The following is a 13,801-nucleotide window of genomic DNA, read 5'->3' as shown; positions in this document are numbered from 1 at the left end:
ACGATGGTCAGGCGTGCAACGCCGCGCGCGCTATCGCCGAACACAAGCTTGTCGATGTGCGCCAGCGTATCCAGGATTTGTCCATGCTGGAAGCCGCGTTGGCAACACTGGTACAGCGCTGCTCGACGTCGAAAGGCACGGTGTCGTGCCCACTCATCGACACACTCATGAACGGCGATGAGCTGACCCAGTGAGCGCGTTAGCGCAACGCGTGCCGGTAGCACACACCGCCACCGACACAACCGGGACAGTGCTCACCTGTGTGACGGGGCCGGCGGTCGGCAGGCTACCTGCGGTTTACCGGCAATCGTAACGCAAGAGGCGCAATCATTTCGTCTCTCGAACGTCTAACAATAAGGTTGTGCTTATCTCTGGGTAGACCGTAATGCTGAACGTTTTTCGCCGATATCTGCTCGCGACGAGCTTGTTACTGGTCGTCAGTATCGCTTTCGCTGGCGAGCAGCCTTTTAGCCAGGCCCGGTTCGACAGGCTGAACGCCGACGGGAAGCCTGCCGTCGTCTACTTCCACGCGACCTGGTGCCCGACCTGCAAGGTCCAACAACCCATTGTGGACCGTTTGGCAGCGAGCCCGGAAATGAAAGACGTGACCATTTTCGTGGCCGACTACGACAAGGAAGTTGCCCTGAAACGGGCAATGAAAGTGAGCCAACAGTCGACATTCGTTGTCTTCAAGGGCGGCCACGAAGTTGCGCGCTCTACGGGGCAGACGCGCGAACAGGACATCAAAAACACGTTCGCCAAAGCCCTGTAATGGACTTCACGCCGGGTACGTACGCGCTCGGGTTCCTGGCCGGGGCCCTGACGACGCTGTCACCGTGTGTGCTCGCCCTTGTTCCCGTACTCGTTGCGTCTGCATTGGCGGCACATCGGCTGGGGGTCGTTGCACTCTCAGCTGGATTAGGCGTGTCGTTCTCGGTCATCGGGATTTTCGTGGCCAGCGTCGGCGCGTCGCTGGGTGTGGATAGTGAACTCTTTCGTCGCGTGGCCGCCGTGCTGATGATTCTGTTTGGGCTCGCGATGTTTTCCCACCGATTGCAGGCCATTTTCATCCGCGCGGCCGCCGGAATCGGTGGCTCGGGTCAAAATTGGTTGAGCAAGATACGAGGCGACACCCTGTCAGGCCAGTTCGCGGTCGGACTGATTCTGGGAGCAGTCTGGAGTCCCTGCGTCGGCCCCACATTGGGCGCGGCCACTACACTCGCCTCGCAAAGCAGGAGTCTCGGGAGTATCGCGCTGTTGATGGGCATATTTGGCATCGGAGCCAGCCTTCCGCTTACGATTCTCGGTTCCCTTTCCCGGACCTCGACGCAGAAGCTGCGACGCCGACTTGGCCCAGTGGGAACGGCAGGGACAACCATCCTCGGAGCGGTGTTCATCGCCGTCGGCATGCTCGTGCTTACGGGGCTGGACAAGACGCTGGAGACGGCGCTGCTGTCTGCAAGCCCCCCGTGGCTGACGGACTTCACAACGTCGCTTTGAGCAGCCACGTGCGGATTCGATACTCAGGGTACAAACCAGACTATGCTTTCGGCCGTGCACCTCCGGGCAATTTTCTAAAGCTCACTTAACTCGAAATATTCGGTTTCAGAACTCACAACCCCTTGGTCAACACTGTGGGTGTCTGCGGCGTTAAGGAGGTGAATGGTGCGAAGCCGTCCCGTTACCTGAACGGGAAAACTGCTGGAGCGGAACATGAAAAACACGAGCGGGCAGTCCCTGCGTTGTCAGGTCGAAAAGTGGCTCGCACCGGCTCCCGCGACACCTGTTCATGTGACCAGATTCAGTAGCACTGGATGGAATGGGCGACGCTACGTGTGCGTTGAGACGTCGTCACCAGCCGGAGCGCGCGCATTGTTCTTCTTCAGGCACGATGACGGCAGTTGGTGCGTATTTCCGCCGACTGCCAACAGACAGAAGTTGGCCGCAAAGCAACCTCTTATGCAGGCGACCATCGCGACGCCATAAACAATTTCAAGTCGCTGCCCTTTGTGGCCTGAGCCCACCTTTGCCAGCAGGCAAGCAGGTACGAACCCTCGTTGACTTTGCGCCGCCCCTCCCGTAATGTGAAATTCGCCGCCGTGAAGAAAGTCGCTCTGGCGCCCGTCTGTCGAGCTGGCAGCATCCCGGCATCCCGACCTTCGAACTTTCTCTATTTCTCCAGTCGCTCTGTCAGCCATGGAAAGCAATCGCGCGCCCAGTCAAACGGATGAGCTCGCCCGCAGGCCGGTCCGCGCCGCAGATTATGCGGCCGAGAACCGGGCGCTTGTGGCACTCGCTCGAGCTCAGGCCGGCCCGCGCTCCGAATTCCTCCAGGCCATCGCGGATACGGCTCTGACACTTTGCCATGCTGGCAGCGCTGGCATCAGTCTTGTCGAAGGACCTGACGACAATCGGGTCTTCAGGTGGCTCGCAGTTGCCGGGCTCTGCGCTGGCCTGCGCGGCCATACGACCGCATGGGACGAGTGCCCGTGCGCGGTAACCCTGGAAGCGGAGACACCGCAACTATTCGTCAACCCTCAGGCTCGGTTCCCTTGTCTTGCGTTTCCGGGAGTCGACCTTCCGGAAGGAATAGTCGTTCCAATCACGGCTGAGAATGCAGAGCTAGGAGCGATATGGGTGATGTCACACACAGAGGATTGCAGATTTGACCTTGAAGACGTCAGACTGCTCTCAAACCTCGCCGTTTTCGCCGGCTCGGCGTTGACCATCGTCAATGCGCGCGACAGCGGTGAAGAGAGCGACCGGCGGCATAACGAATTCATCGCCATGCTGAGTCACGAGTTGCGAAATCCGATGACGCCAATCGATGGCGCCATAAGTGCAGCAAAACGACTTTGCGCCGAAGACGAAAGAGCCGTCGAAGTGCTGACTATCGCGCAACGCCAGATGAGGCATCTGCGCACGCTGGTCGATGACCTGCTCGACGCCGCCCGTTTGAAACATGGCAAGCTTGCTATCAAGCACAGCGACACGTCACTCAGCGACATTACGTTTGATGCCGTGACAGCCATCAGACATCACATCGTATCCCGCAGGCACACACTCAAAATCTCTGGGCTGGACGAGCCCGTCCCCGTGCGTGCTGACCATGTCCGCTTGAGCCAGGTGCTGGGCAACCTCCTTTCGAACGCGGCGAAATACACACCTGTCGGAGGCACCATCGAGCTCAACGTCCGCGTCGAGCCAAACAACTCGCGCGAAGAAGCACCCGGGCTGATTGTTATTGACGTCACTGACAACGGCATGGGCATCGATAGCGCGGTCCAGCCGCACGTCTTTGAGTTATTCGCGCAGTCTGCCCTTGGCCAGGCGCGTTCCGAAGGCGGCCTGGGAATCGGACTCGCGGTGGCAAAGCGGATGGTCGAGCTTCACCATGGAACAATCTCAATCCAGAGTGAAGGCTCGGGCAAAGGCACGGTTGTGACACTCCGTTTGCCGATAGCCCGGACGACAGCAGATACAGACGCATGCGCCCCCAGCGCGACCGCTGCAGCTCCCGAGCCGGCACGTCTCCTGCTCGTTGACGACAATCAGGATGCGCTCAAGGCGCTGAGCGTTTTGCTCGAGCTTGAAGGTCATGAAGTAACAACGTCGGACAACGGGCGCGATGCCATACGGCTGATGTCTGAAAAGCACCCTGAGGTTGCCATCATCGACGTGGGGATGCCGGAAATTGACGGCTTCGAAGTTGCGCGAACTGTTCGCCTGAATCGCAGATTCGACGACGTCATACTGGTAGCGCTCACGGGCTATGCATCCGAATCAGACAAGTCGAGGGCACTGGCGGCCGGCTTTGATTTCCATCTGACCAAGCCACTATCGCTCGACAAGCTGCAGTACATCCTGGCGAATCGTGCCGATGGCAAGTTACGGGGCATTGTCTAAGATTGGCGGGCCTTTGGTCACGAGTTCAGGGCTACGAAAAATCGGCTGAACTTGGGGGCGTCGGCCTGAACGGGCAGAAACGCCCTCACCACCTGCCAGTCGTATCCAGTTGTTTACCTGGGGCCTGGAATGCGCAAGGAGGCAGGCCGGAAGAGCCTTTGACTCGCGGCATTGACGCCCGAGCCGCGTGTGTATGTGGGGTGTGACGAATCGCCCCACAGCCGTGATATCGGAACGCTCACGCGTACGCTGCTGGTCCAGGCAGAATACGCTCAACAGCGAAACACTAGCGACCCGCGTTCTCGGGCCGATATGAAAGCAACGCTGGAACGTTCACGTCTTCATCTATTTCAGGCCAGATTATCTGCTCATGGTCTAGGGAGATGGCAAAGTGTTCGCGCTCGGCTGCCGTGGCGGCCTGCAACACGGGAAACCAGTCCAGTGGAAATTGAACGGCGGGACCGTCGGACATATCGAGAAACATGTGCACGCGGTCAAAATGCACGTTCACCGCAGCGCGGTTCATGGTCATCTCCTGAAGTGAATCAACTTAAAGATAGGCCGCGGCAGAGCGGCGTTCAAGAATGAATGCCGGAAAGAAGGCACGCGCCAGCGTTGGAATGAAACAGTCCGTTCGCTGGTTCGACCAGCAGCTAATTTCACGTCCCGCTCCAGGGCTTTGTCGAATGATGGTTGCGCGGTATATAAGCGAACGAGTCGCCGTGTCGAAATGCTGGTGACGTTCGCCGTCTGTGGACCTCATGAGAATGATACGTTCTCAACAACGAACGCTGAGAACGGAGGGCACGTCAATTTCTTCGAAATACATGGGGTCAAGCAATAGTGTCACGCCGAAGATTGAAGCTCGGCGTCGACCCGTCGTTCCCCAGATTTCAACCTGTCCGTGCTGGCCAACGACCATGACTTCGCGGGCGCCACCTTCCAGATAGGCATTGACCCTCCGGCCGATATCTTGCGCCCTATCGCTATCAAGAAGGACCTCAACGCACAGGTCGGGCACGAATGGCACCGGCTCGTCGCGGTCGAAACTTTCCCATCTTTCGCACGGCATCCAGACCACATCGGGGACCCTGATGCCAAATGACAGGGTCGTAACGGTCACCGACATGGCCGCAAGATGTCCAATCTGCTCCGTGAGCTGACAGTAGATGTCCGTGAGCGCTATCTGGCGCCGCGCCGATGGGCGCGAATCCGTCACCACTTCACCGCGCCCGTCCAGCTCATACCACTCCTGCCAGTCAGCTTCCACCGCTGTGGTCAGGTGACGCCATGTGGTAAGCAATCCGTTGCAGTCCAGGAGAGGAGATACGTCCATGAGCTTCTCGCGGGGAAGGTACTTAAGCGTATACCCTCCTGCCGCGATTTAACAATTATCTATGTGTGCAATGCAACATTCAAGCGGCTTTCACGGCCGAAGCTGGCATCACTCGGTTTTGTCCAGGCGGGATTGCGGCGAACCGACTCGCGTTCGTTTTCGGACAGGCGGCGAGCCCGGCTCGTCCTTTACCTGATGGGTCGGCCACATCCCGATGAAGCCAAAATGTGACCTCTGCCAGTGGATTGCCCCCGTCCGGCTATGGGTGTTGCCGTGCTGTTGCTATTTTCATGAACGTGTGCGGTGAAATCGTCCATCTCCTTGCGAGGCAGCCCTTCACAGTCTAAGGTTCAAGTAGTTTCTCAAGTCTGTTGTGCACTGCAGCAAGGAGAAGAGATGAGAACCACGACGCGACATCTCGTACGATTGCTGTCCGATATCAAGCGTGCCCATGAATGCAGGACGCTCCGCGCGGTCGTCACCCGCAACACGATGCGCCTGGCAACGGAGGAAGCCGCTGCTGAGTCGGCCTCGCCGAAAGACATCCGTCGCGACGAGACGCGCCGCTCGTCGGCGGAAATCTACCTCCTGCCCGGTTCCGAAACAGGCTCTCGACTGCACTAGAAGTGTGCGTGCGAGGGCGTTGGCTGAGGCCAGTTCACATCGGCGCGCCAGGCAACAGGAACCATAACCGGCGTGTTAGCGCCAGGAAAGCTGATAGAGCGTAGGATTGGGACACGGTCATGCGGACTAGCGCGGTGCCGGCCCATGCCGGTCCTGCATCGTGTGCCCGCATTCTGGTGAAAGACATCATGAAATTCGTTGCAGCGACAACCGGCATATTCAACGAGCCAGGCAAATGAAGGAGAAACATCGCTTTGGGGCCGGTCGACTCAGGGTGTGCTCCGCCGTCCGGCCACAGGAGGTCCAACATGAAACTAGACGCCGCCATGTTTGTGCGACTGCGCCGTCTCGCTCCGGTTCTCGATGACGTACTCAACGCAGGAGAGGTCGAGCACGCAGACCAGGCCGTGGACCTCGCTTCACTTGCTGAGTTGTGCTCACAGTTGTTCGACGCGTACCACTGCGAAAACCCGGGCGAGATTGCGCGAGCGCGACTCGACGCCCTCGAGTCGCAGTAACATACTTCGTCCGGACACCCCCCACGGCTTACCCAACAACGGGAACGCAATCCTGAATCATCCAGCGTGCTGGTAGCGCTTCCTTTCGTGTACGGCGATACTTTATACGAGATAAGGTGATGCACCTCACATTTGAGACCGCCTCCCGAATTGACCCGTACTGCGCAATCGGCTACAACTTCGGTGTCGGAGTCTTGGATAGCGGTTTCAGCACTGTGGTTGAGCGCCGGGCAGTAACTTCCGCTGTTGCAATATGTACAAGATTCAGGCGTACGGAATTCGGTGCGCTCTTTACACTTTGTTGGATTGAATGATGGAAACAGGTACAGTAAAGTGGTTCAACGACGCGAAAGGCTTCGGCTTTATCACGCCGGACGATGGCGGTGCGGACTTGTTCGCCCACTTCTCGGAAATCAGGGCAGCGGGCTTCAAGTCATTGCAGGAAAACCAGAAGGTCAGCTTCGACGTGAAGATGGGCCCGAAAGGTAAGCAGGCCGCAAACATCACGCCGGTTTAAGAGAAAATCCGCGTCACTGCAGCATACGATGCCCGGTTCGCCGGGCATCGTCCATTTTCGATGACGCTCAGCCCGGACAGCATCGCTACCGTCCGCGCCGACTCATCCGACGCCAGGCACACGACCGCGCGTGTCATTTCTTCTGGTCGCCCGAAGCGACCCGCTGGCACCTAACCTCCGCGCAATCCACCGAACTGCCCCCCGAACGCCCCTCGTTTCGCTCAATCAGATTTTCGTTTCCACTCCTAAACTTGTTTCCATGGAACGACAAGTCATAGAGCCCATCTACGCCGCCTTCCCCCGCGTTGTTTTGAACCGTATCGTTGGTTGCAATTGAAGCAGCAGGAAGTTGAAGCAACAGGAGGAGGGGTCATTCCCGGCGTCCGTACTGCTGTAACGCCGAGGACCCTCGCGCGCTGCACTCCTGGCTGCAGCTACCAGCGCATTTTGACCTGCCTGGCGCAAGGCCTGGCAAGCTGCCAGGCCAACCCTGCCCATACCTCACGCAGTTTCTAGTCTTCGTAGTTAAGTGTCGCGGGATTGGTGTTCCTGAAGATTAAGTAAAACGGTTGCTGAAGTGCGCCACCAGAGGAGTTGGCCGGCACGATGACGTCACATAGCTTGGTCGTGGGGCTGCAACGCCGCACCTGACCGGCTGTCGTGGCATCGCCGCCAGTGATGGGGATGAACAGATTGCCCCCCGGCCCGAAAATGATTGCCTGTGCGAAGGCCCTGGCGGCACCCGGCGCCGATAAAATGAGCTCGTCGAGAAGGACGCCGGTCCGGCCATCAAGTTTGAGGATTTTATCGCTATCGCTGGAAGCTGCGCGGAAGCTCGTAACCCACAGGTTGCCTGCGCTGTCGAAGACCAGGCCCTCAGGGCGGTGCAAGTCCGGGACACTGGTGTTAGATGCGAACATGTCAACAAATGCCTTGGTGCGGGCATCGAAGCGCAAGATGTATCCTATGAGCGGTTTGTAGAGCGGGTCCTTCGGGTCGAGGCAACCCACTGCCGAGACATACAGAAGACCGTCCGGCCCAAACACCACGCCGCGCGGATGGAACTCGTTGGTAAACGCACTTCGGTCCAGATTGCCTAGAAAGGCGCCCGCAGCGTCATATTCTTTGACGTTGCCTTGGTTGGCACACTTGCCAGCCTGGTCACCGATATCGGCCACGTAGAAGCCGTTGTCCCGCCCTCCGCGAACGATGCCGCGCGGCGCAAAGGGTGCGTTTCGGTCGCTCGAGGCGACAAGTTTGCCGACAAAAGTGCCAGTCGCACTGTCGAACTGCAGAACCTCGCCGCTTTTGCCGGTGCCCAGGTTCTGGTTGACAACCACAAGTTGCCCACCCGTAAAAATCATCCCCATGGGTCCCTTCAGCCCGGCAGTCTTCGGCGCAATGAAGGCGCCAAGATATGTCCCGCTCGAGGCATCGAAATGCTTGACTGAGCTGTCCCCGACGTCGCCAACGAACAGTTCCTGCGCCCTTGAGGATTGGCCGACCGACAAGGCACTTAACCCCAACGTTGCGGACAGCAGGATGGAGCGCAATACATTGCGATAAGTTGACCGATGTTTTGGCTGCAGGAAGCCGCGGCGCGAAGAGACAAGAGAAGTTGCAATCATTTTGGTGCCTCCATTCAATACGTTGTTAACTGCGTGTGACGACACAAACGTCGCGGTCAGTGCGGCGTCGGCTACCTTAGGCGTCCTATCCGCCGTTTGCCGATGTCGACGAAACCGAATCATGGGTCGTTGCGGAGCCGGCCGCACCGGCACTCTCGCCACCCCCGCATCCCGCTAATGCAGATGTAACCAACATCGCGATTGTCAATGCCCGCAATGCTCTGTTGACGAGTGGGACCGAGTCGCGTGGCTATCGAAGAAAAGGCAGGTGGCCTAGCCTGCCTTTTCCCTAGCGGAAGCCGCGCAAGCCAATGGCTCACGCGAACGGAGCCGACGTGTTTGCAGTTGGTACGGTCTCAACTCACGGGCAACGCGCGAGGAAACGGTCGAGGTTCTGCTCGGCGTTCCTGCCGTCGCCGACGCGATACTGCGCTGCGCGCATTGCTGCAACCAATTCCTGCCGACTCCTGCTATCAGACGCATTTTCATGTTCACCCCTTGATTGCGACCAAGTATTCCTCCGCAGTGTTTCGGGGATACTTGCGGCGGCACATCCGCCAATCCGAAAAGCGAGTTGCGCCCTCCGTCCTCATTGAGACGGGGAGAAATCTATCGAGTCGGTTGGTTGGTCGAGAACGCGGAGCAATGTCTTTGATTCAAAGCGCGATTGCCGCAACCAGGACCAACGTTATAGGAGGGAGGACTGCGTCACTAAGCCATTGCTTGGCGGTTTAGTGCTGGCAGATAGGTGCTGAAGCGTCGCACTGAAGTCTGCCCGTGGTGACTTTATGAGTCTGCAACCGCATTAAGACTGAGTTGCAAGATTTGTTATAGTCCGGCGATGAGGGGATTACAAGACACCAACGTGACGACTCTTTGCAAGACGTTCAGGACTGTGTCCCCTGCCTTCTAAGGTGCCGGTGCGACCAGGCAAACGTATTCCAAGTTGGCTGCCTCTACAGTGCCCTCCTTCGAGCCCATGGCCATAATTTACCAGGCTCGCCGTTGACCCGACTTCCGGCGGATAACCACGTACGAGCTCCGCTAAGGGTCCTCCTCTCTAACGAAAGTTTCTCCTTTTTTGCACCGGCCCACATAACCCGGATTTCGCTACCCACCAACGACTGTTCAGGGCTTCCTCGCTGAGGCGAGCACACACGGCATCGGTACTCGAATCTCTCCGTCGCTTTGATACGCGGCCGCGTCTTCGGACACCGATTTTTGAATCAAAGCCAAGGCCTCCGGCGACTGAGCTTTCAAAATTGCGGCGATGCGCACGCCGCCGCGCATCAGCAGGTCGAAAGGCGTTTCCGGCATGCAGATACGCAACGTCTGGCTGATTTCCTGGACGTGGGGCTCGTCAAATCCCGCTGCGACCAATACGCGTTCACATTCGTGCAAGTCGCTGAACCGGAAGAACGGCGGCCCAGGGGGTAGTGGAACATCCAGTCGACCGTGCGCCTCGATTGCCTTGAGCACCATCGCGAATCCGACGGCTTTGTCCGGTGTCGCCCACACAGTGAAGCCAATCCTGCCGCCGGGGCGGAGCACCCGAAACGTCTCGGTGAGTGCATTCTCCGGATGGGCGAAGTGCAACATCCCGAAGCTGATGCCAACGGCGTCGAAACTCTCGTCGGGAAAAGGCAGGTCTTCCGCGCTGCCAATACGGAACGTGAGCCCGGGATACATGCGCCCGGCCTGTTTGACCATCGCCTCCGCGAAATCGACACCAACAGCATCGGCGCCGCGTTGCGCGGCCGCGGCAGCGAGATAGCCAGGGCCCGATGCGACGTCCAGGAAACGGCCCCCCGGGCGGACTTCCAGTGCATCGAGCAGGGCGCTATTGGATTGTGTGGTCAAGTTGCCGAAATACGCATGGTAGGGCTGCGCGACCTTCTCCCAACCTTGGTGCTCGAAAGCACTGAAATCGTCTTGTTCCATTTCAGCATCTCCACGCTTCGTCGTGCTCGCACAAAACGATGTCGGACCAGCATGTCGTGCTCGGTCATCTTCAGGGTGAAAGTCAGACCTCCCGTCGAGGGGCCGCGACGGGTCCGCACATCACACTCTGTTATAGGTCTCCAGCGTTGCAGTTCAACGAACATTCAATGCGGCTCTAGACGCTGTGCAGCGGTGACCAGCTCTGCCACATTTGCGCTGCGGCGAACGGATATCGATGTTTTGCACGCCTGGCAACACAGGCTATTTGCAAGTGTTGGCTTCGCGTCTGCAACCATGATTCATGGTGTTAGCCGGGGCCCAACACTGCGGCATCCTTTCCACCCTCCGCTTACCGGGTCCCGCCGGTGCAGCGCAATGAAGCCTTTGTGTCACAAGCGAGACGAGCGAGCGGTGATTGCCGGGCATACTCATTGCGTCGTTGTGACAGCCCGTCACTCGAGTGGCGCTCAGACTACATCTCACTGGAGACAAACGTGCTGGCAACGAAATCGTGCACTGCAACCTGCGTCATTGACGGCATAGCCGTCACGCTCACATTCTTCCCTGACACTGGTGTCTTGCGAATTACCGACACCACTGGTGTCCGCTTAAGGGAGATAAGGTGGGCCGCTTCATGGCATAGCCTTGTCACGACATTCCGCGAACTCAGCGAAACACCGGTAGAGGACCGTGCCGACCCTGAGACGCTCTTCGGTCGTCAGAACCGCGGCTTCGGGCGCATTGAAGAATCGATGGCCACGTTTAGCTGAGGTTGCGGAAATTCGAGCCATCGTCTCACGTCGTAATGCAGTTGGTTGTCTAAGTCGCGGTGACGTCGCGACGTTTGTTGTAAGCGTGGGTTCCATCCGTTGACTCGGGCGTTTGCGTCAGAGTGCTTGTAGACCATGGCCTGACGATAAGGAATTCCCGCGAGTCCTTACCATCCAGCCATTTGGGGCGTGTGCCCCATCCGGTCCAGGTTTGCCCGGTTTCTGGGTTCCTGTATCGCGGTGGGACGGGAGGCCGTCCACGCTTCCGGCCAACCAACTCACTCGGCGCGATACCATATTCGCGCATCAATGTGCGAATTTCCTGGATGGCGGCATCGCGTTCGATACGCCGTGCGCTTTCAATGCGCTTCTCAAGCTCAGCCAGGTCGGCCGAGAGCTCCCGATAGGTCTTCTTGCTCATAGCTCTCACTGCAAGTTCTTCGTGAGTTGTCTCCGGAGGGTGACCGCTAGCTGTTGCAGAATGTCAGGCAGCAAAACCTGTGCGTCCAGTGGTCCCACAACGGAGTATCCCGAGCCGGCGTCGCTGTCGAGAACGATGACGGCAGCGCAGCGCGCGCCCATCAGTTGCCGAACGTGATTGCACGCGGCATCAAATTGTCCGGCAGCTTCGCCGCCCTGCATGACCTTCGACTCAATGTTGTCGGCCATCGCGTCCTCATTAGGAAGTGAACACTCGGCGGACATTGTATGCCGACGGGGCGCAGTCAACGCTACACGAGATTGCCTCTCTCTGCTCCGAGAACATTTTGCATGAGCTAATCCAATGCATATCAATGCGCTGTCTCTCGTTGCCAATCCATCGGGTTACCAGGCATCCGAGACGCTTGCGTCGAGCGGGCCGTCCCAATAAAAGAGTCCCGTAAGAACTGGGGCTAACGTGTCCGACGAAGTTCACTTCAAGTGAAGAGGTTAAAGACACGAGTCGCGATGTCATTTAGACGCAGCATATCCCTAAAATCCAGATGGGCGGGGCCGCGGTCGGATGCAACCAGAATCTGCACGGCGGACTCCTTCATGCTCTGCCTTCGACATGCTCGTGCCGACACGGAAGACAACTGGTTCGCGCGTCATGGCTACGAATGAACGCTGGTCGAGGGGAGATTGCATCGGCGAGCGCCACTCTGGGGTTGGCAACAATCGTCCCCAATATCGGAGGACTTTCCGATGAACGCTACGAAGCAGTGGAGCACCAAACTCACTGGCGACCTGGACTCCCCTGCCATCTATGTTCGCGTGAAGGACCGCAGATGAATCGTCGCGGGCGCCACGCCGACCGAGGTGCGAGCACCAGGACGCATCTGGACTCACAGGGTACCAACTCGTGAGCCAAAGATTCCCACGAAGAGCGGACTAGGCGACATGGGTCTGCCCTGTTGCAAAGCCAGTAACCGTCGAGATTGAGAACGGCGGCGAGACGCGTACAGGCGTTCAGCGGCGGAACAGTGATTCCGCGTCGCCAATATTGCACGTCGTCTTCACTCACACCTAGACGCACGCGCCGCCAACGACTTTGCGCTTCGAGTTAGACAGCACTCCATAACGGCTTCGGCCGGCTGACTGCAACCCTTTTTTGCGGCGTTGCACACACCCAGGTAAATGTTCATGTATTACCTCCAGGCAAGGCTCCAAGGGTTGGCCGGGTTTTCCCTGGCTCACCGTTGTGCGCCAATACCAACGGGGCATTCAGCGTCTCCGGTACACGCCGCGCGTCACCGCAACGCAGCAAACGATTGACATTCGCACACCCAGTCCTAGAATGAGTCATGTTGCATCGCACCAACTTTCCTACTCCGTGGCTCGTCGTTTGTAATGCCGTTCGGCGGTGTTCCGAAGACTTGCCACGTCCACCCTTATGGAGTTAGTGATGAGCAGTCTCGCCCCTGAACAACTTTTCGCGGCGCAGAAGGTCGTTTTCGAAACAATATCCGGACTCCTGAGCAAGTTTTTCGGTGGCATTGAAAAGCTGGTTGAGCTGAACCTGCAAGCGGTCAAATCGACGCTCACCGAAAATCAGGAAATCACGGCCAAGGCGCTTTCGGTTAAAGACCCACAGGACTTGTTCGCTCTGCAGGCCAGCTATACGCAGTCCGTGACAGATAAAGCGCAGTCGTACGGCCGTAACGTGTACGAAATCATCTCCAGCACGCAAGGTGAATTCGCGGCGGCGGCTGAAGCGCAGTTCCAGCAGTACTATCGCGAGACGCAAGAGTTCGTCGACAAGTTCGCGAAGTACGCACCGGCCGGAAGCGAAACCGCCGTGGCAGCATGGAAGACATTCATCACGACGGCCAGCGAAACGGCCAGCACGACGTATGAAGCTGCCAAAAACGCTACGAAGCAAGCGGTTGAGATTGCCGAAAGCAATGTTAGCGCTGCGTCGTCGGCCTCGGCCAAGCGGACTCGACAGGCCGTTGTACCAGTCGCCGCCGCTGAGGAGTAACAGCGTTTTTGACGTCGGCCACCGTCGTCTAATTCTTCAAGCGAGCCCCTGCTCGCTTTTTTTTGCGCGCGGCCTTCTGGAGCACGGCGGCGTCCAGCGC

15 protein-coding genes and 1 pseudogene are annotated in these 13,801 nt (G+C 58.2%); 10 read left to right on the top strand and 6 right to left on the bottom strand.

Annotated features, from left to right (window positions below; all coding sequences use genetic code 11):
• From M0D64_RS36300 to M0D64_RS36280, 5 genes and pseudogenes are all read left to right on the top strand, one after another.
• Positions 1-194 (top strand): annotated as a pseudogene (locus tag M0D64_RS36300) (MerR family transcriptional regulator); the annotation flags it as partial.
• A gap of 191 nt (positions 195-385) precedes the next feature.
• On the top strand, positions 386-772 hold the full coding sequence (locus M0D64_RS36295) for a thioredoxin family protein (RefSeq protein ID WP_154560561.1): 387 nt from the start codon (positions 386-388) through the stop codon (positions 770-772).
• On the top strand, positions 772-1,500 hold the full coding sequence (locus M0D64_RS36290) for a cytochrome c biogenesis CcdA family protein (RefSeq protein ID WP_154560560.1): 729 nt from the start codon (positions 772-774) through the stop codon (positions 1,498-1,500). Before M0D64_RS36295 ends, M0D64_RS36290 begins: the two co-directional genes overlap by 1 nt.
• A 213-nt stretch (positions 1,501-1,713) precedes the next feature.
• The gene (locus tag M0D64_RS36285) at positions 1,714-1,986 is read left to right on the top strand and encodes a hypothetical protein (RefSeq protein ID WP_166618190.1); all 273 of its coding nucleotides are present in this window, start codon (positions 1,714-1,716) and stop codon (positions 1,984-1,986) included.
• 210 nt (positions 1,987-2,196) lie between these two features.
• Positions 2,197-3,906 carry an ATP-binding protein gene (locus tag M0D64_RS36280; RefSeq protein WP_154560559.1) on the top strand — a complete coding sequence of 570 codons (1,710 nt, stop codon included), beginning with the start codon at positions 2,197-2,199 and terminating at the stop codon, positions 3,904-3,906.
• A 286-nt stretch (positions 3,907-4,192) separates the two neighbouring features.
• On the opposite strand, the gene M0D64_RS36275 is transcribed toward M0D64_RS36280, so the two are convergent.
• Positions 4,193-4,432, bottom strand: coding sequence for a DUF2442 domain-containing protein (locus tag M0D64_RS36275; RefSeq protein ID WP_266261266.1), 240 nt, complete (start codon positions 4,430-4,432; stop codon positions 4,193-4,195).
• A 252-nt stretch (positions 4,433-4,684) separates the two neighbouring features.
• Entirely contained in the window at positions 4,685-5,242 is a 558-nt protein-coding gene (locus M0D64_RS36270) for a Uma2 family endonuclease (RefSeq protein ID WP_266261265.1), read from the bottom strand.
• Positions 5,243-5,638: 396 nt separating this feature from the next.
• On the opposite strand from M0D64_RS36270, the gene M0D64_RS36265 reads away from it, so the two are divergent.
• The 3 genes from M0D64_RS36265 to M0D64_RS36255 all read left to right on the top strand — a co-directional run bounded on the left by M0D64_RS36265 (position 5,639) and on the right by M0D64_RS36255 (position 6,901).
• Complete coding sequence (locus M0D64_RS36265; RefSeq protein ID WP_266261264.1) at positions 5,639-5,866, top strand: hypothetical protein; 228 nt, start codon at positions 5,639-5,641, stop codon at positions 5,864-5,866.
• 308 nt (positions 5,867-6,174) lie between these two features.
• Positions 6,175-6,384, top strand: a complete 210-nt coding sequence (locus M0D64_RS36260; RefSeq protein WP_154560555.1) for a hypothetical protein — start codon at positions 6,175-6,177, stop codon at positions 6,382-6,384.
• 313 nt (positions 6,385-6,697) lie between these two features.
• Positions 6,698-6,901, top strand: a complete 204-nt coding sequence (locus M0D64_RS36255) for a cold-shock protein (RefSeq protein ID WP_154560554.1) — start codon at positions 6,698-6,700, stop codon at positions 6,899-6,901.
• Positions 6,902-7,413: 512 nt separating this feature from the next.
• Here M0D64_RS36255 and M0D64_RS36250 read toward each other — a convergent pair.
• Both M0D64_RS36250 and M0D64_RS36245 read right to left on the bottom strand, forming a co-directional pair.
• A complete protein-coding gene (locus M0D64_RS36250) occupies positions 7,414-8,529 on the bottom strand; it encodes a hypothetical protein (RefSeq protein ID WP_154560553.1) in 1,116 nt (371 codons plus the stop codon).
• Between the two features lie 1,128 nt (positions 8,530-9,657).
• Positions 9,658-10,470: a class I SAM-dependent methyltransferase gene (locus M0D64_RS36245; RefSeq protein ID WP_154560552.1), complete on the bottom strand. Its 813-nt coding sequence runs from the start codon at positions 10,468-10,470 to the stop codon at positions 9,658-9,660.
• Between the two features lie 494 nt (positions 10,471-10,964).
• Here M0D64_RS36245 and M0D64_RS36240 point away from each other — a divergent pair, with 494 nt between their 5' ends.
• Positions 10,965-11,240, top strand: a complete 276-nt coding sequence (locus M0D64_RS36240) for a hypothetical protein (protein WP_168435699.1) — start codon at positions 10,965-10,967, stop codon at positions 11,238-11,240.
• Between the two features lie 49 nt (positions 11,241-11,289).
• On the opposite strand, the gene M0D64_RS36235 is transcribed toward M0D64_RS36240, so the two are convergent.
• Positions 11,290-11,661, bottom strand: coding sequence for an H-NS family nucleoid-associated regulatory protein (locus M0D64_RS36235; protein WP_154560551.1), 372 nt, complete (start codon positions 11,659-11,661; stop codon positions 11,290-11,292).
• Positions 11,662-11,666: 5 nt separating this feature from the next.
• Complete coding sequence (locus tag M0D64_RS36230; RefSeq protein WP_154560550.1) at positions 11,667-11,909, bottom strand: hypothetical protein; 243 nt, start codon at positions 11,907-11,909, stop codon at positions 11,667-11,669.
• A 1,216-nt stretch (positions 11,910-13,125) separates the two neighbouring features.
• Here M0D64_RS36230 and M0D64_RS36225 point away from each other — a divergent pair.
• On the top strand, positions 13,126-13,701 hold the full coding sequence (locus tag M0D64_RS36225; RefSeq protein WP_154560549.1) for a phasin family protein: 576 nt from the start codon (positions 13,126-13,128) through the stop codon (positions 13,699-13,701).
• Positions 13,702-13,801: the final 100 nt, after the last annotated feature.

The sequence above is a fragment of the Paraburkholderia sp. WS6 genome (assembly GCF_030464835.1).
Lineage (GTDB): Bacteria > Pseudomonadota > Gammaproteobacteria > Burkholderiales > Burkholderiaceae > Paraburkholderia > Paraburkholderia madseniana.
Note: the sequence above shows the minus strand (reverse complement) of the source record. Positions and strands in the feature narration are given on the sequence as shown.